This is a genomic window from Nosocomiicoccus sp. HMSC059G07, from assembly GCF_001815515.1.
In the GTDB taxonomy this organism is placed as follows: domain Bacteria; phylum Bacillota; class Bacilli; order Staphylococcales; family Salinicoccaceae; genus Nosocomiicoccus; species Nosocomiicoccus ampullae_A.
Genome location: NZ_KV820808.1, coordinates 157,326 through 182,321, shown reverse-complemented (window position 1 = coordinate 182,321; position 24,996 = coordinate 157,326). Strand labels below are relative to the sequence as shown.

26 protein-coding genes are annotated in these 24,996 nt (G+C 34.8%); 21 read left to right on the top strand and 5 right to left on the bottom strand.

The genetic code is table 11. The annotated features are described in order from the left end of the window. The first annotated feature begins 132 nt into the window (after window positions 1–132). The 17 genes from HMPREF3029_RS03930 to brnQ all read left to right on the top strand — a co-directional run bounded on the left by HMPREF3029_RS03930 (window position 133) and on the right by brnQ (window position 15,947). Complete coding sequence (locus HMPREF3029_RS03930; RefSeq protein WP_070709939.1) at window positions 133–1,086, top strand: thymidylate synthase; 954 nt, start codon at window positions 133–135, stop codon at window positions 1,084–1,086. A 12-nt stretch (window positions 1,087–1,098) separates the two neighbouring features. After that, window positions 1,099–1,581, top strand: coding sequence for a dihydrofolate reductase (locus tag HMPREF3029_RS03925; RefSeq protein ID WP_070709938.1), 483 nt, complete (start codon window positions 1,099–1,101; stop codon window positions 1,579–1,581). Then, window positions 1,574–2,125 (top strand): DUF2140 family protein, encoded by a 552-nt coding sequence (locus tag HMPREF3029_RS03920; RefSeq protein WP_068130088.1) that lies wholly within the window; start codon window positions 1,574–1,576, stop codon window positions 2,123–2,125. The genes HMPREF3029_RS03925 and HMPREF3029_RS03920 overlap by 8 nt, the downstream gene beginning before the upstream one ends. Window positions 2,126–2,137: 12 nt before the next feature. Then, window positions 2,138–2,659, top strand: coding sequence for a peptide-methionine (S)-S-oxide reductase MsrA (gene msrA, locus HMPREF3029_RS03915; RefSeq protein ID WP_070622734.1), 522 nt, complete (start codon window positions 2,138–2,140; stop codon window positions 2,657–2,659). Then, window positions 2,659–3,078, top strand: coding sequence for a peptide-methionine (R)-S-oxide reductase MsrB (gene msrB / locus HMPREF3029_RS03910; RefSeq protein WP_070709937.1), 420 nt, complete (start codon window positions 2,659–2,661; stop codon window positions 3,076–3,078). Before msrA ends, msrB begins: the two co-directional genes overlap by 1 nt. Window positions 3,079–3,082: 4 nt before the next feature. Beyond that, window positions 3,083–3,304: a YozE family protein gene (locus HMPREF3029_RS03905; protein WP_068130076.1), complete on the top strand. Its 222-nt coding sequence runs from the start codon at window positions 3,083–3,085 to the stop codon at window positions 3,302–3,304. Between the two features lie 10 nt (window positions 3,305–3,314). Continuing rightward, window positions 3,315–4,031, top strand: coding sequence for a purine-nucleoside phosphorylase (gene deoD, locus HMPREF3029_RS03900; protein ID WP_068130073.1), 717 nt, complete (start codon window positions 3,315–3,317; stop codon window positions 4,029–4,031). A 21-nt stretch (window positions 4,032–4,052) separates the two neighbouring features. Continuing rightward, entirely contained in the window at window positions 4,053–5,597 is a 1,545-nt protein-coding gene (locus HMPREF3029_RS03895; protein WP_070709936.1) for a S41 family peptidase, read from the top strand. A 60-nt stretch (window positions 5,598–5,657) separates the two neighbouring features. After that, window positions 5,658–6,728, top strand: a complete 1,071-nt coding sequence (locus HMPREF3029_RS03890; protein WP_070709935.1) for an undecaprenyldiphospho-muramoylpentapeptide beta-N-acetylglucosaminyltransferase — start codon at window positions 5,658–5,660, stop codon at window positions 6,726–6,728. Between the two features lie 2 nt (window positions 6,729–6,730). Continuing rightward, entirely contained in the window at window positions 6,731–7,348 is a 618-nt protein-coding gene (locus HMPREF3029_RS03885; protein WP_070709934.1) for a phosphatase PAP2 family protein, read from the top strand. 21 nt (window positions 7,349–7,369) lie between these two features. Then, window positions 7,370–7,993, top strand: coding sequence for a GNAT family N-acetyltransferase (locus HMPREF3029_RS03880; RefSeq protein ID WP_083286822.1), 624 nt, complete (start codon window positions 7,370–7,372; stop codon window positions 7,991–7,993). Window positions 7,994–8,090: 97 nt separating this feature from the next. Continuing rightward, on the top strand, window positions 8,091–8,759 hold the full coding sequence (locus HMPREF3029_RS03875; protein WP_068130063.1) for a response regulator transcription factor: 669 nt from the start codon (window positions 8,091–8,093) through the stop codon (window positions 8,757–8,759). Between the two features lie 23 nt (window positions 8,760–8,782). Next, a complete protein-coding gene (locus tag HMPREF3029_RS03870; RefSeq protein ID WP_246830698.1) occupies window positions 8,783–10,108 on the top strand; it encodes a sensor histidine kinase in 1,326 nt (441 codons plus the stop codon). 95 nt (window positions 10,109–10,203) lie between these two features. After that, window positions 10,204–12,984, top strand: a complete 2,781-nt coding sequence (locus tag HMPREF3029_RS03865) for a 2-oxoglutarate dehydrogenase E1 component (protein ID WP_070709932.1) — start codon at window positions 10,204–10,206, stop codon at window positions 12,982–12,984. Between the two features lie 16 nt (window positions 12,985–13,000). After that, window positions 13,001–14,227 carry a 2-oxoglutarate dehydrogenase complex dihydrolipoyllysine-residue succinyltransferase gene (odhB, locus tag HMPREF3029_RS03860; RefSeq protein WP_070709931.1) on the top strand — a complete coding sequence of 409 codons (1,227 nt, stop codon included), beginning with the start codon at window positions 13,001–13,003 and terminating at the stop codon, window positions 14,225–14,227. 46 nt (window positions 14,228–14,273) lie between these two features. Further along, on the top strand, window positions 14,274–14,474 hold the full coding sequence (locus tag HMPREF3029_RS03855) for a DUF6501 family protein (protein ID WP_040928100.1): 201 nt from the start codon (window positions 14,274–14,276) through the stop codon (window positions 14,472–14,474). A gap of 135 nt (window positions 14,475–14,609) precedes the next feature. Continuing rightward, entirely contained in the window at window positions 14,610–15,947 is a 1,338-nt protein-coding gene (gene brnQ, locus HMPREF3029_RS03850; protein ID WP_070456585.1) for a branched-chain amino acid transport system II carrier protein, read from the top strand. Between the two features lie 30 nt (window positions 15,948–15,977). Here the strand turns inward: brnQ and HMPREF3029_RS03845 are convergent, their stop codons facing one another. Further along, window positions 15,978–17,129: a toxic anion resistance protein gene (locus HMPREF3029_RS03845; protein WP_070456588.1), complete on the bottom strand. Its 1,152-nt coding sequence runs from the start codon at window positions 17,127–17,129 to the stop codon at window positions 15,978–15,980. Next, a complete protein-coding gene (locus HMPREF3029_RS03840; RefSeq protein ID WP_070456591.1) occupies window positions 17,116–17,832 on the bottom strand; it encodes a 5-bromo-4-chloroindolyl phosphate hydrolysis family protein in 717 nt (238 codons plus the stop codon). Before HMPREF3029_RS03840 ends, HMPREF3029_RS03845 begins: the two co-directional genes overlap by 14 nt. Window positions 17,833–17,947: 115 nt before the next feature. Between HMPREF3029_RS03840 and HMPREF3029_RS03835 the strand changes: the two genes are divergently transcribed. Together HMPREF3029_RS03835 and HMPREF3029_RS03830 are read left to right on the top strand one after the other, a co-directional pair. Next, window positions 17,948–18,244 (top strand): DUF1033 family protein, encoded by a 297-nt coding sequence (locus HMPREF3029_RS03835; RefSeq protein ID WP_070709930.1) that lies wholly within the window; start codon window positions 17,948–17,950, stop codon window positions 18,242–18,244. Between the two features lie 106 nt (window positions 18,245–18,350). Continuing rightward, window positions 18,351–18,551 (top strand): cold-shock protein, encoded by a 201-nt coding sequence (locus HMPREF3029_RS03830; RefSeq protein WP_040928095.1) that lies wholly within the window; start codon window positions 18,351–18,353, stop codon window positions 18,549–18,551. Between the two features lie 56 nt (window positions 18,552–18,607). Here HMPREF3029_RS03830 and HMPREF3029_RS03825 read toward each other — a convergent pair whose 3' ends face one another. Next, window positions 18,608–20,215: an ABC-F family ATP-binding cassette domain-containing protein gene (locus HMPREF3029_RS03825; RefSeq protein ID WP_040928094.1), complete on the bottom strand. Its 1,608-nt coding sequence runs from the start codon at window positions 20,213–20,215 to the stop codon at window positions 18,608–18,610. A gap of 85 nt (window positions 20,216–20,300) precedes the next feature. Between HMPREF3029_RS03825 and HMPREF3029_RS03820 the strand changes: the two genes are divergently transcribed. Further along, complete coding sequence (locus HMPREF3029_RS03820) at window positions 20,301–21,176, top strand: CvfB family protein (RefSeq protein WP_070709929.1); 876 nt, start codon at window positions 20,301–20,303, stop codon at window positions 21,174–21,176. 39 nt (window positions 21,177–21,215) lie between these two features. On the opposite strand, the gene HMPREF3029_RS03815 is transcribed toward HMPREF3029_RS03820, so the two are convergent. Both HMPREF3029_RS03815 and pepF read right to left on the bottom strand, forming a co-directional pair. Further along, the gene (locus tag HMPREF3029_RS03815) at window positions 21,216–21,974 is read right to left on the bottom strand and encodes a MarR family winged helix-turn-helix transcriptional regulator (RefSeq protein WP_070456606.1); all 759 of its coding nucleotides are present in this window, start codon (window positions 21,972–21,974) and stop codon (window positions 21,216–21,218) included. A gap of 92 nt (window positions 21,975–22,066) precedes the next feature. Next, window positions 22,067–23,854 carry an oligoendopeptidase F gene (gene pepF, locus HMPREF3029_RS03810; protein WP_070622739.1) on the bottom strand — a complete coding sequence of 596 codons (1,788 nt, stop codon included), beginning with the start codon at window positions 23,852–23,854 and terminating at the stop codon, window positions 22,067–22,069. Window positions 23,855–24,100: 246 nt separating this feature from the next. Here pepF and rarD point away from each other — a divergent pair. Beyond that, on the top strand, window positions 24,101–24,996 hold an 896-nt coding region (gene rarD, locus HMPREF3029_RS03805; RefSeq protein ID WP_070709928.1), incomplete at its 3' end, for an EamA family transporter RarD.

Below are 24,996 nucleotides of genomic sequence, written 5' to 3'. Positions count from 1 at the left end.
AAATCATGTAAAGTGAAAGTAATACTAATCCAGTAAACATTACTGCTTCCATCCGGAACACTCCTTCGTTTGAAGTATATATGATTACTTATATTATATTAAAAATACCGAATAAAAGAAAGGAAGATTTTAATGAACACTTTCGATCAAGCGTATCACGACTTACTACAACATGTGTTAGATAAAGGAACAACTAAAGATGACCGCACAGGAACGGGTACAATTTCAACTTTCGGATATCAAATGCGTTTTGACTTAAGTAAAGGTTTCCCGTTACTAACGACAAAACGTACATCGTTTAAACTGATTGCGACAGAACTCATTTGGTTTATGCGCGGAGATACGAATATTAAATACTTGCTACAGTATAACAACAACATTTGGAACGAATGGGCATTTAAACGTTTTGTTGAATCTGAAGATTATCATGGCGAAGATATGACAGATTTTGGCCGACGTGCGTTGAAAGACGAAGCGTTTAACGAAGTATATCAACAAGAAATGGAAAAATATAAAGAACGCATTTTAACAGATGATACATTCGCTAAAAAGTATGGTGAACTCGGAAATGTATATGGTAAACAGTGGAGAGATTGGATCGGACCAAATGGAGAGTCTGTCGACCAACTACAGAACTTAATCGATTCGATTAAAAATACTCCATATTCTAGACGACATATCGTCTCAGCATGGAATCCTGCAGAAATTGAAACGATGGCATTACCGCCATGTCATACGCTGTTTCAGTTTTACGTAAACGATGGTAAGTTAAGTCTACAACTTTATCAAAGAAGCGCGGACGTATTTTTAGGAGTTCCATTTAACATCGCGTCATACAGTCTATTATTGTTACTCGTCGCAAGAGAAACAGGACTAGAAGTCGGTGAATTTGTTCATACTTTTGGTGACGTTCATATTTATCAAAATCATATCGAAGCAGTTGAGACTCAACTCTCTAGAGACGGATTCGACGCACCAACTGTTAAAATAAACACAGATAAATCTATGTTCGATTTAGAATATGAGGACTTTGAACTCGTGGATTATAAAAGTCATAAAAGCATTAAAGCACCAATTGCGGTCTAAAGGAGAAAAATAATGTTATCGTTAATAGTAGCATATGCAAATCAAAACGTTATCGGATTTAAAGGCGACATGCCGTGGCGCTTACCACATGATTTAAAACGTTTAAAAGAAATTACAACAGGACATACAATCGTCATGGGTCGAACGACATATGAGTCACTAGGTCGTCCATTACCGAACAGAAAAAATGTCGTCTTAACGAGTCAAGATATAGATGATGACGGTATTGAGATTATTCGTAGTCTCGATGAAATCAAATCTTTAGACGGTAAAGTATTTGTATTCGGTGGAAGCAAATTATACGATGCAATGATCGATGAAGTAGAAGAGATGTACGTCACTGAAATTTATGAATCGTTCGTTGGAGATACGTTCTTCCCAGAATATGACAAAAATGATTTTGAATTAATATCAAGAGAAGATTATAGTATTTCAGAAGAAGTAAATTATCCGTACGCATATTTACATTACGTAAAGAAGGATTCTTATGAATAATATTTGGAAAGTTTTATTTATAATATTATTTTCCATTAACGCTATAGTTATTGGGACAATTGGTTATAAGGTCATAACGTTACCAGATTATGACCAATTAAGTGAGCCTAGCACACAGTCAAAAGATTCGAACTTACAAGTCGTTGCGAACAACGAAACAATTGAAAAAATTATCAATGACAACATAGATGACAATATGTACGTCAATGTTTCAACAAGTGGCATCGAAATTGAAACGTTATATTCTGTTTTAAACATCGATGTTCCAGTAAACGTTTCAATTGAACCACTTGTAAAAGACGATCAGATTATTTTACAATTAAAAGATATTGATATCGCAAGATTTTCAGTCAGCTTAGATTTAATATATGATACACTTAAAAACCATGTAACATTAGATAATGGCATGGAATTTAGTGATGATGCACCAGAGATTATTATCGATTCAAAAGTTTTTAAACAACAACTTGAATACGACGTTACTATCGATGAAATTGATTATAAAAATGATAAGTGGTATTTTTCAGTTGATGGATTATTTTAGAGGAGTGATATGATGGCAAAAGCGACATTAGCAGGTGGTTGTTTTTGGTGTTTAGTTAAACCATTCGACCAATACGATGGTGTAAATTCAGTAACAAGTGGCTACTCAAACGGCCACAAAGAAAATCCGACATATGAAGAGGTTGGATCTGGTACAACAGGTCATACAGAAGCGGTACAAATTGATTTTGATCCAGATGTTATTTCATACCGTGAAATTTTAAAAGTATTCTTTAAAACATTTGACCCAACAGATAATGATGGACAATTCGGTGACCGTGGATCGATGTATATGCCTGCTGTCTTTTATCATGATGACACTCAAAAAGAAGAAGCAGAGAAATATATCGATGAATTAAACGATTCAAAAGTATTTAACGATCCTGTGATTACACCTGTGTTACCGTATAAGAACTTTTATGCAGCAGAAGATTATCATCAAGATTTTTATAAGAAAAACAGTGCACATTATAATGCGTTTTATAAAGGTTCTGGTCGTAAAGGGTTTATTGAGAAACATTGGAGTGAAAACTAATGAAAAAAGACATTTCTGAACTTACTGAAATGGAATATCACGTCATGAAAGAAAATGGTACTGAACCACCGTTTCAAAATGAGTATGATCAGCACACTGAAGCGGGTATATACGTCGATAAATTATCCGGTCAAGCATTGTTTAGTTCGACGGATAAATATGATGCTGGATGTGGTTGGCCATCATTTACACGTACAATCGATGAATCTGTCTCTGAACATTTTGATGATTCATTTGGAATGCGTCGTATTGAAGTACGTAGCGATACGTCTGATTCACATTTAGGTCATATATTTAATGATGGCCCTGTCGAATCAGGGGGAATGAGATATTGTATTAACTCTGCTGCATTAACTTTTATTCCAAAAGAAGAGTTAAAAGATACAGATTACGAAAAGTATTTAACATTGTTTGAGTGATACTATGAAAAGTTATTCTTTTTATCAGTTTATGAAAACAAAAGTCGGTGAAAAGAGTGAAAGCGGAGTGTTCGCTACACACGTAGTGAATGATTTAGATTTCCCCAAATTTTCTACTGACTATAATAATATTTCAGACTATTTAGAAAAAACACCATACGACGGTGCGTCATTACACACGTTTGATACTTTATTTGAAGAATATGAAAATTGGTTAAAATATTAGGAGGATGAACATGAGCATTCATATTGGTGCAAAACAAGGCGACATTGCAGAAACTATTTTACTACCAGGAGATCCGTTACGTGCAAAATACATTGCAGAAACATTTTTAGAAGATGTTACACAATTTAATGAAGTAAGAAACATGTTCGGTTTTACTGGAACATATAAAGGAAAAAGAATTTCTGTTATGGGTACAGGAATGGGAATTCCTTCTATCTCTATTTATGTCCATGAGTTAATGCGTGATTACGGAGTTAAAAACTTAATTCGTGTTGGTACTTGTGGTGCGATTAAAGAAGATATTAATGTACGTGATTTAATTATCGCTCAAAGTGCATCGACTGATTCTAGTCAAAACACGAAATTATTTAATAATATCAGTTATGCACCGACTTCAGACTTTGAATTACTCGCGTCCGCTTACAATGAAGCAACGAAACGCGGAACGAACGCGATTGTCGGTAACGTATTTACAGCTGATTCATTTTACGATGAAAAAGGAAACATCGAACAACTTGCAGAATACGGTGTACTTGCGTTAGAGATGGAGTCAAGCGCATTATTTACAATTGCTAAAAAATATAACGCAAGAGCGCTGAGTATTTTAACAGTATCTGACCACGTAATAACAGGTGAGGAAACTTCAGCAATGGAAAGACAGACGACATTTAATGAGATGATTGAAATTGCATTAGATGCAGCTCTTCCATTTGCAGAATCATTGTAATATTAGAAATTAGGTGAAACTGTGAACAACGAAATACCAAAAAGTAGTCATCGTTTAAAAGTCAGTTTAAATATATTCTGGTTTATCGTCATCATACTAACGACGATTTTTCTCTCTGTATTAATTACCGCACTAAGTTTAGGTGGAAAAACGGAACGCGCAGTAAACGTCGGAACTGATACGAGACAAGAGTTCGTTAAATTATATAACGTGTACGACACTCTATCTTCAGAATATTATACAGACGTTGACAAAGAACATTTAATTGAATCTTCGATTAAAGGTATGGTGAATGGTTTAAACGATCCATATAGTGAATACATGCAAGTAGACGAAACAGCTGATTTTGAAGAATCAATTACCGGCGAATTTTACGGTATTGGTGCTGAAATTATGCAAGATGATCAAAACGTTATCGTCTCAAGTCCAATGAAAGGCTCGCCAGCGGAAAAAGCAGGCGTTCAGCCTGGAGATAAAATACTCGCAATTGACGGAGAGTCAATTAAAGGTTGGTCTTCACACGAAGCTGTTCAACTTATTCGTGGTGAAGAGGGTACGGATGTCACGTTAACGATTCAAAGAGGTTCTGACAAACCATTTGACCTCGTTATTACTCGTGAAAAAATTCATATCGATAGTGTCACTTCAGAAATTAAAGATGATGTTTCTCATATTAGTATCAATCGTTTCCAACAAGATACTGCGAAAGAATTAAAACTTGCGCTTGAGGATGCTAAAGAGAAAAAAGTTAAAGACGTCGTACTAGATTTTCGTTCAAACCCAGGTGGTCTATTAAACGAAGCTGTTGAGATGATTAATTTCTTCGTAGATAAAGGCGAACTCGTCTTATATCTCGAGCATAAAAATGGTGACCGTGAAGAGATATATGCTGAAAATGATCGATTAGTAAAAGAAGATGACTTTGACAACATCTATATTTTACTCAACGAAGGTTCAGCAAGTGCGAGTGAAGTATTTGCTGGAGCGATGCGAGATTTAACGAAAGCTGAAATCGTCGGTACGAAATCATTTGGTAAAGGTATCGTACAAAGAACGAGTGAATTCAAAGATCAATCATTAGTTAAATATACGAACACGAAATGGTTAACACCAAATGGCGACTGGATTCACGAAAAAGGTATCGAACCTGACTTTGTAATTAACAATCCAGATTTCTATCGAGTGAAGTTCTTAGATAGAGAAGATGCCTATATTGAAACACAAGAGAACGATGATATTATTACGATTAAAGTGATGTTAGAAGCGTTAGGTTATAACATAGAAACAATGGATAACGTCTTTGACGCTAATTTAACAGATGCTGTTAAAAATTATCAAAAAGACAATAACTTAGATGAAAATGGTATCGTTACAGGGGATACGACAGCTCAATTAATGAAAGATATTCGTGAGCACATCCAAGATAATGACACTCAATACGATTATCTATTAGATTATATTAAAGGCGAAAAGTCTAAAGAAGATATTACAAAAGAAATGAAAGAAGAGTCTAAGTACATTCCTGTCGATGATTCTCGTAAACGTTCAAATCAAGACGATGAATAATTCATATAAACACCGTGCATATGCATGGTGTTTATCATTATTTAAAGAAAGAGGATACATATGAAATTAAATGATGATGTAGTCGTATTAACAGGTGGGGGGACAATCGGGCATGTTATGCTCAATACGTTAATCGCTCCAGAGCTGTTAAATGATAACGTAAAGCCATATTATATCGGATCTAAAACAGGTATTGAAAAAGAAATTATCGAAAAATCCGGTATCGAATACTACAGCATTTCAAGTGGTAAGTTACGACGCTATTTATCATTTGAAAATATTAAAGATGTATTTAAGGTGACAAAAGGCATTTTTGATGCGAGACGTATATTAAAAAAGTTACAACCGAAATTCGTCTTTTCAAAAGGTGGTTTTGTGTCAGTACCAGTTGTACTCGCAGCAAAAAGTTTGAATATACCCGTCTATATTCATGAGTCAGATATTTCTCCAGGACTAGCGAATAAAATTGCTGGTAAATTTGCTAAAAAGATATTTGTCACTTTCGAAAAGACGTTAAACTTTGTCGATTCAAATAAATCTGAGTATGTAGGACCTGTCATTCGTGAAGAATTGCTACATGGTAGTAAAGAGATTGCAGAGAACATTACTGGACTAGATCCGAATAAACCGACAATTATGTTTATCGGAGGGAGTTTAGGGGCAAAATCTATAAACGATTTAGTGCATAACCATTTAGATACTTTTGTAGACCAATACCAAGTCATTCATATAACTGGTCCAGATAACATTCGTGAAGATATTAGTCATCCTAATTATCGCCAATATGAATTCGTACAACATGAACTCGCACATTTCTATAAAATTTCTGACGTCGTGATTTCACGTAGTGGAGCAAACGTTATTTACGAATTACTACTCCTTAAGCAACCGATGCTTTTAATCCCATTACCGTTATCTCAAAGTCGTGGAGACCAAATTGAAAACGCTGAGTACTTTAAAAGTAAGGGATATGCTGAAACGATCGAAGATGAATCTATAACTCCAAAACGAATCATTGACAATATTAGGAAAATCGAAAATAATAAACTAGAATACATTAAAAATATGGAGACATTTACAGCGGGGATGACACCAAAACGCTTAACAGAACATCTACTTAAGGAGGAGTAAATATGAGTCGTGACAAGAAAATATCACTGTTTATCGTATTTACTCTAATATTTGGTGTGATTGCAGTGTTTCACGAGTCACGTGTCGGTCGTTTTATCGACCGTGAAGTGTATGAGTTTATCTACGCTTCAGAAAGTTTTTTAACAACTGCATTATTTTTAGGGGTCACTCAACTCGGTGAAGTTATCTCAATGATTATTCTCTCAATCATTGTCATTGCGATTTTACTGTTATACAGAATGAACATTCACGCGTTATTTTTGGTCGTCTCGATGTTAATGTCTAGCATTTTAATTCCTGTTCTGAAACATTCATTCGACAGAGAGCGTCCGGCGTTTTTACGCTTAATTGAAATTGGTGGATTTAGTTTTCCAAGTGGACACAGTCTCGGTTCGACCATATTTTTCGGAAGTTTGATGGTGTTAATAAAACATACGAATTTAAATCATAAAGCTGTACTGTATGCACTTTGTGCTGTCGCAATTTTACTTATTTGCTCGTCACGCGTATATCTCGGCGTCCATTTTCCAACAGACGTTCTCGCAGGCATGGCAATCGGAGCAGCGACAGTTTCTTTAGTATCATGGATATTCCATGGAAAATTTAAAGATATAAAATAATTCATGAAGTAGGTGGATCTATTGATTACTCATTTATATGAATCAATCACTCTTGAGAATGACAGAATTAAATTAATTCCGATGCAGTTGTCCCACGCAAAAGATTTACAAAAGGTAAACCATGAAAGTATATGGACGTATATGTTATATCAAGCTATCACTGAAGAGCAGATGACTGAATGGGTCTCAAGTGCAATAGATTCACGCAATAACATGCAGGCAATTCCGTTTGTCGTCATTTTAAAATCAACAGATGAAGTGCTCGGTAGTACAAGAATTCAGCATATCGACTATGAACGACAAAGTTGTGAAATTGGTGCCAGTTGGTTTGGAACGAGTGCACAACGTACTTTTGTCAACTCTGACTCAAAGTTTTTACTGCTCGAATTTTGTTTTGAAGTAATGGGTATGATGCGTGTTCAAATTCGTGCTGATGAAAGAAATGTGCGTTCAAATAAAGCAATCGAGAGACTCGGATTTACAAAAGAAGGAGTCTTAAGAAAAGAACGTGCACTCCATGGCATACCTAGAAACTTAGTCGTATACTCAATAATTGATGATGAATGGCCAGAAGTGAAAAAGAACTTAATCATACGACAACAAAGCTATAGTAATGATACTCCAGGTAAAGTTTCTGGTGTGTAATAGAACTCCGGTTAAAGTTTTTGCTTTAATCGGAGTATTTTTTATGATAATTTTAGAGATAATATTCAAAATGATATAGTTAACTTGAGGTGAGACGATGCCAAACATTTTAGTTGTCGAAGATGAACAAAATTTAGCACGTTTTCTAGAGCTTGAACTCACTTATGAAGGCTATGACGTAGAAGTAACGTTCGACGGATTAAGTGGGCTAGAACATGCTTTAGACAAAGATTACGACTGTATATTACTCGATTTAATGTTGCCAGAGTTAAATGGATTAGAAGTATGTCGTAAAATTAGAAAAGAAAAAGACACACCAATTATTATGATTACAGCAAAAGATACAACATATGAAAAGGTAATTGGCTTAGATTATGGCGCAGACGATTATATCGTTAAACCATTTGAAATTGAAGAGCTACTCGCACGCATTCGCGTCATTATGAGACGCAGAAAAGTACACGAGTCGAATATATTAGAATCAAACGGTATAACAATTGATTTATCAGCATATAAAGTACTCGTCAATGAAACAGAACTAGACTTAACAAAAACAGAATTCGAATTATTACGATTACTCATTGAAAACGAGAATATTGTATTAAAACGTGAGACGATTCTAGATCAAATTTGGGGATACGATAACGAAGTTGAAACGAACGTCGTTGACGTTTACATTCGTTATTTACGAAATAAGCTCAAACAATATGACCTCGATAAAATTATCGAAACTGTTCGGGGTGTTGGGTATGTGATTCGAGAATGAAAACCTCTCTAAGATCAAGGTGGATGCGGTTAGCAATTTTGATAATCACGGGTTCTTTTATTATGTTCAGTACGTTCTTAATTTATGCAACGAGTATATATTTAAAAGATTTACAGTACCGTGCAGCTGATAGAAGTGCTGTTGAATTACATTCTTTGTATTCAACGACACCGATCAACGCGATTACTGAACGCGAAATTTATACGAGTCTTTATGATAATCAAAAATTTGTACTCTTTACGATGAGCGGTGAAGAAGTGTACCGTTGGCCGAGTAAGGATCAGTCTTATAATGTACCACGTGAACAAATTATTAACCCGGATTTTTATCCGATGGAAATCAATGACAAAAAATATATCGTAAAAACTGTCATGATAGAATCAGAATATTGGAATGGATATATTGCAATCATTCACCCGATGCAAGAGTATTATACAATTTTACAAATGATAATTATTATCGCAACGATTATCGCATTTATGTCGATATCCGTGACATCTGTCATTAGTTACTTTATTTCTGGACAAATGGTACGTCCAATATACCGATTTACAAAGCAACTTCAGTACGTTGAAAATAACGGGTTTTCTGAACGTCTCGATTTACGAACGAATTTATCAGAAATTGATTACATGGTTGTTTCATTTAACAAAATGATGGATACACTTGAAGAGTCATTTAATCAGCAAAAGCAATTTGTAGAAGATGCATCACATGAACTACGTACGCCTCTACAGATCGTTCAAGGGCATTTAAATTTAATAAACCGATGGGGTAAAAATGATAAAGCGGTACTTGAAGAGTCACTTCAAATTTCTATCGATGAGATGGGGCGTATTACTAAATTAATTGAAGAATTGTTAGAGTTAACAAAAAATGAAAACAAACAAAAACTCGTCCTTGAGCCAATTGATTTAAACAATGAAATTTTAAGTCGCGTCAATGCGATGAGGCAACTTCATCCGTCTTATACATTTACTACTGATTTAAAAGATGATTTATATTACGCTATAAGTCAGCATCAGTTTGAACAAATACTCGTTATCTTCCTAGATAATGCCGTAAAATACGATAATAAAAATAAATCAATTCATATCGTATCTAAACAAATGAGTAATAAAATTAAAATTGAAATATCTGACAAAGGAGTCGGGATTCCTAAAGAAGAGGTCAATAAAGTCTTCGACCGTTTTTATAGAGTCGATAAATCAAGAAGTCGTGAACTCGGTGGTAATGGACTTGGATTATCGATTGCTAAAAAAATTATTGAAGCAAACGGTGGAAACGTGTATATCACAAGTAAAATTAATGAAGGAACGACAATTCATATTGAATTTTCTTTAAAGTAAAATTATATCGCTTAAGACAGGTCATTTACTTTAAAGGATAGCTTTAAAATGGTAAACTTATAGCGAGTAACAAATACACAGAAGAGGTGTCTTATATGAAAGAGAAGGCGTATGATCACGCGCCTGTTAGTTTCGGAACAAACCTTGGGTTAATCTTAGAATACTACGATATGTATTTAGAGGACCCGAATAGTGTTTCTGAGGAGATGCAAATTTTATTTGAGTCAATTTTAAACAATGATACTCAATTTAGCGCTCCGAGAACAGGTAGCTCAAGTAGCAAATTAGAGAACATTATTAAGTGGGTAACTGATATTCGTACTTACGGTCATTTAGTGGCTGACGTTTATCCGGTGTATCCTCCTGAAATTAAAAACAATCCTGATTTCAGTTTTGAAAGTTATGGATTTACTGAAGAGGATCTTAAAAACGTTTCTGTTGAAACGATTAGTCCATATTTAGTAGATACTTTTGATAATGCACTCGATGCGATTCATCATTTAAAAGATACGTATACTTCACCATTATCTTTTGAATTCTCACACATTAACAACGAAGAAGAAAGAGAATGGTTCAAAAAGTATACAGAAACAAAAGGGCAACCGAATTATGATAACGATCAAAAAATAGCACTATTTAAAGAATTATCAAAAGTTGAAGGTTTCGAAAAATATTTACAAAAAAACTTCGTAGGAGCAAAACGTTTCTCTATTGAAGGTGTAGACTCTTTAGTACCGATGTTAAATCATCTACTTAAGAAAATGGCCGAAGATAAATTACAACACCTTCAAATTGGGATGGCACACCGTGGACGCCTAAACGTCTTAACTCACGTATTACAAAAACCATACGAAATGATGTTAAGTGAATTCATGTCAACGGACGCTATGAAATTCTTACCAACTGATGAATCTCTAGCAATTACTAACGGTTGGATGGGAGACGTTAAATATCACCTCGGTGGGGTTAAAACATTAAATGATAACGATCTTGAGCAAACAGTTACACTTGCTAATAACCCGTCTCACTTAGAAATCGTTGGACCTGTCGTACAAGGTAAAACACGTGCAGCACAAGAACAAAACGATGTAGCCGGCGAAAGTGTACAAGACAAAAATGCATCATTTGCAGTAGTTGTTCATGGAGACGCTGCGTTTCCAGCTCAAGGTGTAAACCCTGAAGCAATGAACATGAGTGACCTAAATGGTTACACTGTCGGTGGTTCTATTCACATCATTACGAATAACCGTATCGGATTCACAACAGAAGAATGGGACGGTCGTTCAACGCTTTACTCAAGTGATATCGCAAAAGGATTTGATATCCCTGTATTACACGTTAACAACGACAAACCAGAATATGTATTAAAAGCAATTGAACTAGCATTTGAATACCGTCAAACATTCAACCGTGATATCGTTATCGACCTCATCGGATACCGTCGTATGGGGCATAACGAAATGGATGAACCAATGACAACGAACCCAATGCTTTACAATGAAATTAAAAACTATCCAACAATTGAACACTTATATGGTGATCAATTAGTTGAGGAATCAGTAATTTCTAGAGACCAAAAATCAGAAATTATTGATAATGTTGAAAAAGAAATTCGTTCAGCACACGATAAAATCGATAAAAACGATACGATTGTAAGTGGTGAAATCGAACATCCTGAATTCGTGTTCGGTAAACAGAAAAACGAAGCTGACGAAACGATTACGAAAGAACGTTTAGAAAAAATTACTGAAGAATTATTAACTTATAACGGTGATTTTGAAGTATTCAGACGACTTTCTAAAGTTTTAGAAAGAAGAAAGTTAGCATTTGAAGATGACTCAGCTGGTATCGACTGGGGTCACGCTGAAGCACTTGCGTTTGCTACATTACTTCAAGACGGTACACCAATTCGCTTTACAGGTGAAGATGCAGAACGTGGTACGTTCGCACACCGTAACGCTGTGTTACATGATCCTGAAAGCGGAGAAAAATATACACCGTTAAAAAATATTAGTGACGCGAAAGCATCATTTGATATTTATAACTCACCGTTATCAGAACTTGCAGCATTAGCATATGAATATGGTTATAACGTTCAAAATAAAGACGTCTTAACAATTTGGGAAGCACAATACGGTGACTTCGTAAACATGGCACAGCCAATCATTGATACGTTTATTTCTGCAGCGCATTCTAAATGGGGAGAAACGACAGGCTTAACGATGTTACTTCCTCATGCACAAGAAGGACAAGGTCCTGAACACTCAAGTGCAAGAATTGAAAGATTCTTACAGTTATGTGCAGAAAACAACATGATCGTGGCGAACTTATCATCAAGTGCGAACTACTTCCATCTATTAAGACGACAAGCACAAAACTTAAACACTGATTTAATGCGTCCATTAGTACTTACTTCACCGAAAAGTTTACTAAGAAACCAAACAGCATCTAGACCAGTTTCAGAGTTTGTAAATGGTACATTTAAAGAAATCATTTATAATAACGAAAAGCCTAAATCAGTTAAAACGGTTTTAATCGCTAGTGGTAAAGTAGCAGTTGAACTAGAAGAAAATCTTAAAAAAGAAGAAGACACTTCTAAGTTATTAATTAAATTAGAGCAACTATATCCATTCCCAGAGGAAGAAATTAAAGAAGTTCTAAGTACTCTACCAAAATTAGAAGAAGTTAGATTTGTACAAGAGGAGCCTAAAAACCAAGGTTCATATCGTTTTGTAGAACCGTACTTACGCGATCTACTCGATGACAAAATCGCTTTAAGCTATGTTGGAAGAAACGAAAGTGCGTCTCCTGCAGAAGGAAACGCAGGTATTTATAAATTAATTCAAGATAGAATCATTAAAGAAGCATTGAAATAAGAGGAGAAGATAGAGAATGAGTGAAATTATCGTTCCAGAGCTCGCAGAATCGATTACAGAAGGTACGATTGCGACTTGGTTTAAAAAAGTTGGAGACAGTGTTGAAAAAGGGGAAGCTGTTTTAGAACTTGAAACTGACAAAGTCAACGTTGAAATTGTCAGTGAAGAAGATGGTGTAATTTCTGAAGTGAAAGCTGAAGAAGGAGACACTGTTGAAGTCGGACAAGTTGTTGCTGTAGTTGGTGAAGGCAGTGGTGCACCTAAAGCAGAAGAGACTAAAGCAGAAGAAGCTAAAGAAGAGAAAAAAGAAGAAGTTAAAGAAGAAACAATAGTTGAATCTAAAGAAGATTCACAAATCGTTGCAACGCCTTCAGCGCGTAAATTAGCACGTGAAAAAGGCATCGACTTAGCTGACATTAACGCTGCAGATCCAAGAGGTCTAGTACGTTCACATGACGTTAATAATCATGTCAACGCGCCTAAAGAAGCACCTAAGGCAGAACAAGCAAAACCAGAAGTTAAAGAACAAGCTACTTTTGAAAAACCTGTAGTGCGTGAACAGATGTCACGTCGTCGTCAAACGATTGCAAATCGTCTATTAGAAGTTTCTCAATCTACAGCAATGTTAACGACGTTTAACGAAATCGACATGTCTGCTGTTATGGATTTACGTAAACGTAAAAAAGATCAGTTTATGGAAAGAAATGACGGAACGAAACTTGGCTTCATGTCATTCTTTACAAAAGCTGTAGTCGCTGCACTTAAAAAATATCCAGCAGTTAACGCTGAAATCGACGGTAAAGATTTAGTTTACAAACAGTTCTATGATATTGCGATTGCAGTATCAACTGATGAGGGACTACTTGTACCAGTAATTAGAGATTGTGACCGTAAAAACTTTGCTGAAATTGAAAATGATATTATCGATGTTGCGACACGTGCACGCGATAAGAAATTAACGCTTGATGAAATGACAGGTGGATCATTCACAATTACAAATGGTGGAGTATTCGGTTCATTAATGTCTACGCCGATTATTAACGGTACTCAAGCTGCAATCTTAGGTATGCACACGATTCAACAACGTCCAGTAGCAGTAGATGGTAAAGTAGAAATTCGTCCAATGATGTATGTCGCATTAAGTTACGACCACCGTATCATTGATGGTGCTGAGTCTGTTGGATTCTTAAAAACAATTAAAGAATTAATTGAAAACCCTGAAGACTTACTATTAGAAGGTTAATAGAAGAGGTGCAATATGCACCTCTTTCTTTTTAAGGAGAGAATATATGTTACACGAAACTTGGAAAGATAATCATATTAAAGATGTCAAAGTCGTTCATACAGATGCAAAAAAGTTTAAAGTATCTGATATGTTAACAGTTGGTAAAACGTATAAAGTCGTTAATGAAACTGAAGAATATTTGTTTGTCATCGATAATTCTAATAAAGTCGGCGGCTATTATAAAGAATATTTTGAAGAAGTTTAAGATGTGCGTTAAGCACATCTTAATTTTTTTAAAAAAAGTTTTCTGATAATTCGAAAAACATATAGACATAATGAATTAAGTCATGTAATATGTTGTTTATGCAAAAAGATAAATTAATTTTTTGGAGGTTTAGAAATGAATACTAAATATGTATTTGTCGTAGGATTCATGCTGTTCGCGATGTTCTTCGGGGCCGGAAACTTAATTTTCCCACCGTCAATCGGACATGAAAGCGGCGATCACTTTTGGATTGGAATATTAGGATTTGTAATTACTGGAGTAGGGTTACCACTCATTGCAGTAATTGCAGGTGCCATTTCAAAAGGTGGGTACGATGAGTCACTTAATCATATAAGTAAGTGGTTCTCAGTCGTATTTATGGTCGCTATCTTTTTAACAATTGGACCATTCTTTGCGATTCCGAGAACGGCAACAACTGCGTATGAAATGTCAGTATTACCATACTTAAGTGGTACAAGCTCATTAAGTTTACTCATCTTCTCGGTGTTATATTTTGTTATTGTTTTCTTAATTGTTTTAAAGCCAGGATATCTGGTAGATACTATTGGTAAGGCATTAACACCTATTTTATTAATTACTATTATTTTATTAGTCGTTATGGGTATTGTGAGCTACTTAGGTTTAACGCCAAATCCAACGGCTGGTGCATTTTTAGAAAAGAACGCCTTTTCAGTAGGATTTACAGAAGGTTATTTAACGATGGATGCAATTGCAGCACTTGTATTTAGTTTAATCGTTATAAATGCAATACGTGGACTCGGATTCACAGATAAAAAAGATTTACTTAATGGAACAATTAAATCTGCACTCATTGCCGCATCATTACTTGGAGTGATTTATGTATCACTCGCATGGATTGGTAACAGAGTTGCTTTACCTGGAGCATTACCTGAAGGTCAAAACTTAGGAACTTATATTTTAACGTTTGTAGCTGAAGATGTTCTTGGAGGATTTGGAGTATTTATACTAGCAACGATTGTATTCCTTGCTTGTTTAACAACTTGTGTCGGATTAATCGTAGCAGTTGCAGAGTATTTCAATAAATTAATCCCTAAATTAAGTTATAAAGCATGGGCAGCAATTTGGACACTCGTATCATTAGTACTTGCTAACCAAGGTTTAAGTACAATTATCCAAGGGTCAGTTCCAGTACTTATGATCTTATATCCAATCGCAATGACTGTCGTAGCGTTAGTAATTATCACGTATTTTGTACCATCACCAAAGCTTTCAATGCAAGTTCCAGTATACCTAATTTCGGTTGTTTCAATTCTTGCAGTCGTGTATCGATCAGAATATTTTGGAGTAGCAGCATTAGAAAAGCTACCGCTTCAAGTATTAGAAAGTTTACCATTATTCTCTACACAGTTTGAATGGATTCCATTATTAGTTATCGGTTATATCATCGGATATATACTCGGTTCAAAACAAGAAAAAATTGTATACGAATAGAAAAAAGGAAAGGAGAGGACTCCTTTCCTTTTATTTGTATCTATCTTTTATATCTAATAGGCGAGTTTTAAGTTCTTCTTCCATTTGAAGTAATTCTTTTTCAGCAGCTTGACGTTTTGCTTTACCTTCTGTTTGAATGCGTAACGTTTCTTCAATCGTCTCAAGTAGGTTTTCTTGCGTGTATTTAAGCGTTTCGATATCTACGATACCACGTTCGTTTTCTTCTGCTGTCATGAGTGCGTTTTGTTTTAACATCTCACTATTTTTACTTAACAATTCATTCGTCGTGTCCGTTACAGCTTTTTGTGCTTTTGACGCCGATTCTTGGTTTAGTAATGTTAACGCAATCGCCATTTGGTTTTTCCACAGTGGGATAGATGTTAAAATCGAACTTTGAATTTTTTCAGCGAGTGACTGGTTAATATTTTGAATCATACGAATTTGTGGCGCAGATTGTAACGTAATTTGTCGAGATAATTTAAGATCGTGAATACGTTTATCTAATCGATTCATGTACTGAATCATATCGTTTACATCTTGCGTTGCCATTTGATTGTTAGACGCTGTTGCGCGCTGTCTTAACTCAGGTAGTGTTTCTGTCTCAATTTCATTCTTTTTAAGCTCTGCAGCACGTATATAAATGTTTAGCGCTTCAAAATACGCTTTATTTTCTTCATAGAGATTGTCTAATAATTGAACATCTCTAACGAGTAAATCTTTTGAGTTTTCCAGTTGTACACTAATTCTATCTACTTGACTCGCAACACCTTTATGTTTAGCGAGTAATTCATTTACTGATCGATTGACTTTACCAAACATACGCTGAAATACATTCTTATTTTGCTTCGTTAATTGTTCTGGATCAATTTCTTTTAATTTACTCATCAACTGTTTTAAAGAGTCTCCAACAGGTCCTATCTCTTTAGATTGTACTTGATTTAACATATCGTGAGAAAACTGTGACAGTTGGGATTGAGCGTTCGCACCATATGAAATGAGTGCATCGTTGTCGAGTGGTTGTATTTGATTTTTGATCGTTTCTATCTGTTTTAATTCTTCTGCTGTAAATTCATCATCTTTAAATGTTGTTGTCACATTTTGTGAGTGTTCTTCTTTTTGTAACTCCGTAACGGGTTGAAAAGGGTTGTTTAATAATTCATCTTTTTTATTACTTTCTGTCAATATATTCACCTGCTTTTTCTTTCTCTTGAATCACTTTTGAAAAGTCAGGAAGGCGTTCATCTTCCTTCATTTCTAACTGTCTTTTTCTATTATTTCCTTCGGTGCGTTTTAATACATCACGCTCTATTTTAAGCCGCTCATAATCTCGTTTGTTTATTTCTGATAAATCGAGTTCTAAATTTCGTTTTAAATCGAGTAGGCGTAACCTTGCCGTATTGAGTTCAATTTTTTCTTCTTTCGTTTTACCTGGTAAACGATATAAATCTAAATATATTTCGACCATGTTTACCGCTGAATCTAAATTAGAGTGAAAGAATTGTAAACCATTATAAAATAGTTTAGGTTCGTTTTCTACACGTTTCATAATCGCGCGTACGACTCTATTTATATCAAAGATAAGTTTAATATCATTTAAATTTCTAATCTTTTTAAAGCTATTTAAAAGCCGCTTCTGTTTTCCCTTAGCGACCTTTAACTCTTGTTTTATATATTTATATTCACTGCGTGCAAGCTCGTGTTCGTTTAAATACTTTTGTAACGTAAATTGCTGTGTTGTAACATACGTTAAGAGTGCAGCAACACTCGTTGCGATCGCTGACGTTAAAGTCGCTAAATCGAACACCATTAACGACATTAGCCACGTAATAAGCGCAACAGGACTCGCAATCAACACGCCGTACAAATGTGTGAGGTAATCCTTCATAAAACTTCTCCATTCATTTATCTCTTACTATAATTATAAGTCTTTGTCCTTGAATTTGCGAATAATAGGACTATAATAAACTCACTAGAACATTGACTTAAAATGGGGTGTTCATATGTATGAAATAGTCATAATTACAGCCTATTATGAAGGTTGGTGGTTATTTGAAGAGTGGAGGGATGATGTTACAGAGTCGTTCATATTTAATGATTATCCAACGATGAAAATAAAATATGATGAAATCTATCAATTATTACAGGACAAATATACATCCGTAAAAATCGGAAAGTATCATATCCCAGCATTTTTTAATTGTTGTGAGATTCAATACTGCGAAGATTGTGATGATGATGTACAAATATATCACTCTTTAATCGCGTTAGAAAATGATACGATATTAGAAATGAAATAAATGTTACACTTTTTAAGTAGGTCTTTACACAAACGCTTTCATTGATATATAATATGACTGTCGATATTTATTTGAATATTGAACATATTTTTGGAGGATTTTTTAAATGAAACAAGGTAACGTAAAATGGTTCAACGCTGAAAAAGGTTTTGGCTTTATCGAAATCGAAGGAGAAGATGACGTATTCGTACACTTCTCAGCAATTCAAGAGGAAGGTTACAAATCTCTTGAAGAAGGCCAAGCAGTTGAATTCGAAATCGTTGAAGGCGACCGTGGTCCACAAGCGACAAACGTAGTTAAATTATAATACTAATAGCTTTCAATATAAATTGAACCTCTACCAACTAGTAGAGGTTCTTTTGTTTAATATTTGTTTAAAATACCTTTGTCAATTAAGTATTCTTCGTAAGATGTTTCTTTAGTCATTGCTCCGACTTCGTTTAGTTCAATAACTCGGTTTGCGATCGTGTTGATGAATTCAAAGTCATGTGATGTAAATAAAATCGATCCTTTAAACTTAATGAGACCATCGTTCACCGCTTGAATACTTTCTAAGTCTAAGTGGTTTGTCGGTTCATCGAGTAGTAAAACGTTCGCTTTAGATAACATCATTTTAGACAGCATTGCTCGTACTTTTTCTCCACCTGAAAGAACGTGTGCGTGTTTTTTTGCTTCTTCACCGCTAAATAACATACGTCCTAAGAAACCACGTAAAAACGTTTCTGTTTGTTCGTCTTCAGGTGCGTATTGTCTTAGCCAGTCAACGAGTGATAATTCTACGCCTTCAAAGTACTCACTATTATCTTTAGGCATATACGTCTGTGTCGTCGTTACACCCCAAATGACTTCACCTTCGTCAGGTTCAATGACGCCTGCTAAAATGTCGAGTAGAACTGTCTTTTGAATTTCACTATCTCCAACGATAACCGCTTTGTCGTTCGGGTTAATTGTAAAGTTTACATCTTTTAAAATTTCAGTTCCATCAATAGAGTGTGATAAATTTTTAACTTGTAAAAGATCGTTCCCAATTTCTCTTTCTGGCGTGAATCCAACGTATGGATAACGTCTGCTTGACGGTTTAATATCATCGAGTTCAATTTTTTCGAGCATCTTTTTACGACTCGTCGCTTGTTTCGATTTTGCAGCGTTTGCACTAAATCTCGCAATAAACTCTTTTAACTCAGCGATACGTTCTTCTTTTTTCTTGTTTTGTTCTTGCATTAACTCTTTAGCCAGTTTACTTGACTGATACCAGAAGTCATAGTTCCCAACGTAAATTTGAATTTTACCGTAATCTAAGTCTGCGATATGTGTACAGACGTTATTTAAGAAGTTACGGTCGTGTGATACGACGATTACAGTGTTTTCAAAGTTGATTAAAAACTCTTCTAACCACTGGATCGCTTTAATATCTAAACCGTTCGTCGGCTCGTCGAGCAGTAACACGTCTGGGTTACCAAATAAACTTTGTGCGAGTAATACTTTTACTTTTTGGCTGTTTTCTAGTTCAGACATCTTTTTATTAACGAGATCCTGATCAATACCTAAACCGTGCAATAAGTTTTCAGCATCACTATCTGCAGTATACCCACCTTTTTCACCATATAACGCTTCGAGCTCAGCTGCGCGCATACCATCTTCATCATTAAAGTCTGGTTTCATGTAAATCGCATTTTTCTCTTCTGCAATTTGCCATAACTCTTCGTGTCCCATTAATACAACGTCTAAAACTGTCTCATCCTCGTACTGATAATGGTCTTGTTTTAAAAACGCCATACGTTCATTTGGTCCCATCGTTACATGACCCGTTTGAGAATCGATTTCTCCAGATAAGATCTTTAAAAACGTCGATTTACCTGCACCGTTTGCACCAATAAGTCCATAACAGTTACCCGGTGTAAATTTTATGTTTACATCTTCAAATAATTTTCTATCTCCAAATTGTAAACTCACATCACTAACTTGTAACATGTGCATTCTCCTTAATTATTATTACACGTAATTATACTATACATATGCTATGATTAATATATTATAACGACGATTAGGAGATTTTATGAAGAGATTATCAGGAACGACTCAATTTTTAACGTTAGATAGAGTAGAGGGGTCAACGTTATACTTTAAAACTGAAGACGATGAAGTAATTCGTATGAACAAATCATTACAACAAGAGGAGTATGAAGTCGGACAGGACGTTGCGGTATTCATATATCCAAATACGCGTGGAGAGTTATTCGCTTCTCCAGTCATTCCAAAAATTACTCGAGACAAATTTGATTTCGTACCAGTGAGTGAAGTGACGTATGACGGTGTGTACATCGATATCGACGCACCGAAAGATTTTTTAATCCCTTATGAAGATTTACCAAAACTTAAAAAAGTTTGGCCAAAACCTGGCGATAAAGTTATGGCAACTTTACGTGTAGAAAGTGACAACCAAATATACGGTCGATTAATTACAGAAACAGAAGCAAGAGAGATGTCACAACCGTTTGATGAAGAAGTGTTTAAAACACACCGTAACACATGGTTAAACGCAAGACCTTACCGCTTATTAAAGGTTGGTACATTCTTATTAGCTGACGATGGATACAAAGTATTCGTCCATGAATCAGAACGAAAAGAAGAGCCAAGACTCGGTGAAGCTGTAAAAGTAAGAGTCATTGGATTTAATGAGCATAACGAAGTGAACGGTTCATTTATCGAAAAAGCTTACAAAAAGATAGATACCGATGCTGATGAAATTTACGAGTATTTACTTCTTAATGGCGGATCGATGGTCTATAACGATAAATCATCGCCAGAAGATATTAAATCGATATTTAACATGTCTAAAGCGAGCTTTAAGCGCGCATTAGGTAGCTTAATGAAAGATGGTAGAATTACTCAAGATAAAAAAGGCACATACATTAAAAAAGAGCGCGAATAAGCGCTCTTTTTGTTTACACCAATAATATTATGTTAACTTTTATAAGAATAAGTCATATCGAATATGATCATCTTGATTTTCTGTTTCAAAAAAGTCATGTTTTTCTAATACGCTCTCGTAATTAGCTTCTTTAGGCACATTGACATATAAGTGGTTCGCATAGTCATCATATGCATATGATATAACATTTTTTAAAATTGCATTTAACGCATCTTCCTTCAGTAAATTTTCAGAAAGTATCAATTCAGCCATCCATTCATCGTGTTTTTTATAGAGTAGGGTAGCACCATCACTCGTTTGCCACACTTTATCCTCTTTATCAAACGATTTTATATCATTATCTATTTTCTTCTTTTCTACTGACTCTACATTTAATGCTTCTTTGTTATAAATTTTAATGACTTTTAATAATGCATCATTGAATAATTCTTTTTCCTCTTCGGATAGATGTTTGAACGTTTCAGTAAATGACTGTTCTTGTTCTATTTCAATTTGTTTTCTCTTTACATCTCCATCTTTAGTTAGCTTTAAAACAAAACTTCGCTTATCGTGTTTTGACTGCAAACGATCGATTAACTGTTTATTAACAAGACTTTTGATTGTTCTACTTAAAAAGCCTCTATCTATATGAAGTGCTTTCTCGATTTGGCGTGCTGTGACTTGCTCATTTTGACCGACATAGTCAATTACATCTATTTCAGCTTTTGTTAAACCAATTTTAGTAGGGTTCTGACTGTGATTAAGGATCTCATAAAATTGTATAAATTCATAAATCGTCTCTTTTAATTTATTATCCATAACATCACCTAATATAATTGAGTAGGTCAATTATATTAAAATTAGTTGATGAAATCAAATACCCCTTTAGTTTGTCTAAAGGGGTAGTGTAATTATGATAATTTTTCTAATTCGTCGATGAGTTCACCGATATAATTAATTGTATTATCAAGTGGTTCACTTGTTGTAATATCAACACCTGCATGTTTTGCAAGTTCTACTGCATTTTTCTTACCACCGAGTTTTAATACTTCTAACCAGTCATCCACTGCTGGTTGTCCTTCGTTTAAAATTCGCTTAGATACTTCTGTTGAGATCGTAAGTCCTGCAGAATACGTGTATGGATATAATCCCATATAGTAGTGTGGTTGTCTCATCCATGTAAGTTCAGCACCTTCAGTGATTTCTACATCATCACCCCAGAATTCCTCTAGTACTTCACGTTTAATTCGATTTAAATCTGCAGCGGTTACTGTTTCGTAGTTATCGACCATTTTGTACACTTCACGCTGATATGCGGCTTCAAGTAAGTGTGTCACAAAGTTATGGTAATACGTTCTAGAAATAATAGAACTAATGACCCAGCGCTTAAATTTATCGTTATCACTTGTTTTTAATAAGTGATTTGCCATTAACATTTCGTTTAATGTTGATGGTGCTTCTATAAAGTATAGAGAAGGGCGTGTATCGAAAATATTGTTTTCTCTATTTGCATTATAGAAGTGCCCTGCGTGACCAAGTTCATGTGCAAGGACGAATACTTCTTCCATAAGTGACGTCCATGTAATTAAAATATACGGGTGTACACCATATGGGCTCGAACAAAATGCACCTGTTGATTTACCTTTATTCGATACAAAATCAATCCAGCGTTCATCGTATGAACGGTTGATCATGTTTATATAGTCTTCTCCCATAACGCTTAAGCCGTCGAGTATATATTTACGAGACTCATCAATTGTAATTTCTGGTTCTGAATCTGGATCAAGTGAAATTTTTAAGTCTTCAAATTTCATATGTTCGATATTGTTTTCTTTTTGTAAAAGTTTAGCATAGCGTCTCATATGTGGCGCAAGATCTTTCATAATCGTGTCAATTTGACGGTCATATAACTCACGTGGCACTTCTTGATCATGGAGTAGGTAGTCGATGACTGAATCGAATCCACGTAAGTCTGCTTCTGCTTTTTCTTTTTTCAAATGTAAATCATATGTCGCAGCCGTCGTATGCTCATACTTTCTTAGTACGTCGCTAAATTGTCTAAATGCTGTACGACGAACTTCTTCGTCACGGTGTGATTCTAATTCACCTTCAAATGATAAATAAGAAAGTGGGTACTCTTTACCGTCCACAGTAAACGAACCGAAGTCTAAATCGAGTAATTTCGTTTTTAAATACAGTTCGTATGGTCCACTAAATACATTACTAAAACTAGCGAGTGCTTTTTCAACTTTTGGATCGAGTTGATACGGTTTAAAACGTAGTAAGTGATCGATATAACCTGTATATTCTTCTTTATTCTCTTTTATTTGAGTTAAAAAGTCTTCATCTTTACTTAGTAAATCACTCGTTAAAAATGATGTCTCTGTTGAAAATAGAGTAGACGTCGTACCGACAACGCTAGAAAGTTTTTGTGCTTCAGCATCGCTTTGGTCACTCGATAGTTTTAAACTCGAATATGTACTAACAACTACGAGTTGCTCTAGTAGTGAACGATACGCATCAATTGCATCGACTGCAGTGTCAACGTCATTTAAGTTGCCTTCAAACTTTGAATTAAATGCTTGAATTTCTTCTTTTAAAGCAACACATTTCTCTTTTGCTTCTTCGTCATTTTTACATAAATCCGTTAAGTTCCATGTGTAGTTCACATCTACTTCGCTTCTTAAAGGTAATGCCATATATTTTATCTTCCTTTCGGTTTTCGAATTATATTCTTATTATACATTGTATTTCTAAAAAATACAGAAAATTTAATCTTCTATCATATTGCTTATTCATATTGTTTATATTAAAATTAAGTTCATGCAATTGAACATATAAATATTATATAAATAAAGCGAAAAAGCTTTGCTATTTGTTGGCCCTTTATATACCTATATAAGGGGTTTTAAAGTGGACTAATTTAATAATGGATGGTGAAGTGAATGACTGAAAGACATGGCATTTTAACTGCGATTTTAGCATATACATTATGGGGGTTAACGCCTTTATATTGGGCATTATTAGAAGATATTCATCCAATTGAAGTCGTTTTAGTTCGAACGATTATGTCGTTTTTATTTATGATTTTAATCATACCGATTTTTAACCATACGACACAATTTAAGAAGGATTTAAAATATTTAAAAGAAAATAAAAGTAAGATTTTTACGGTAATACTCGCTGGTTTCGTTATCTCAATTAACTGGGGGATGTACGTATACGGAGTAAATTCTGGTCACGCAGTTGAAGTGAGTATCGGATTTTACTTAACTCCGTTAATTACGATTATATTAGCATTTTTATTTTTACGAGATCGATACAAGCTAGTAGAGTGGGTAGCCATCGGAATTACAGTCATAGGTATTATGTATATGATCATAAAACTCGGTACTGTACCATATATTGCGTTTATTATCGGATTATCATTTGCATTTTACAGTTTAATTAAATCATCGTTAAGCATACATGCACTTAGCAGTATTACGCTAGAAACACTAGCATTATTACCATTTGCAATTGGTGGGTTAATTTATATGCATGTGAATTATGGTTTAACAATAGGTATGAACCCGTCAACGTACTGGTTACTATTATCAGGAGCTGTGACAAGCGTGCCACTCGTATTATTCAGTGCAAGTGCAAAACAAGTGCCGCTATCATTAATGGCATTTTTACTATATATCGATCCGACGCTAATTTTTATTCTAGGTATATTTGTCTTTAAAGAACCATTTAGTATGGACGAATTTATCGGGTTCATATTTATATGGATTGCGATGATACTGTACATTTACACGAAATACAATGAAGGTAAAATCGCACAACGTGCATATGATTC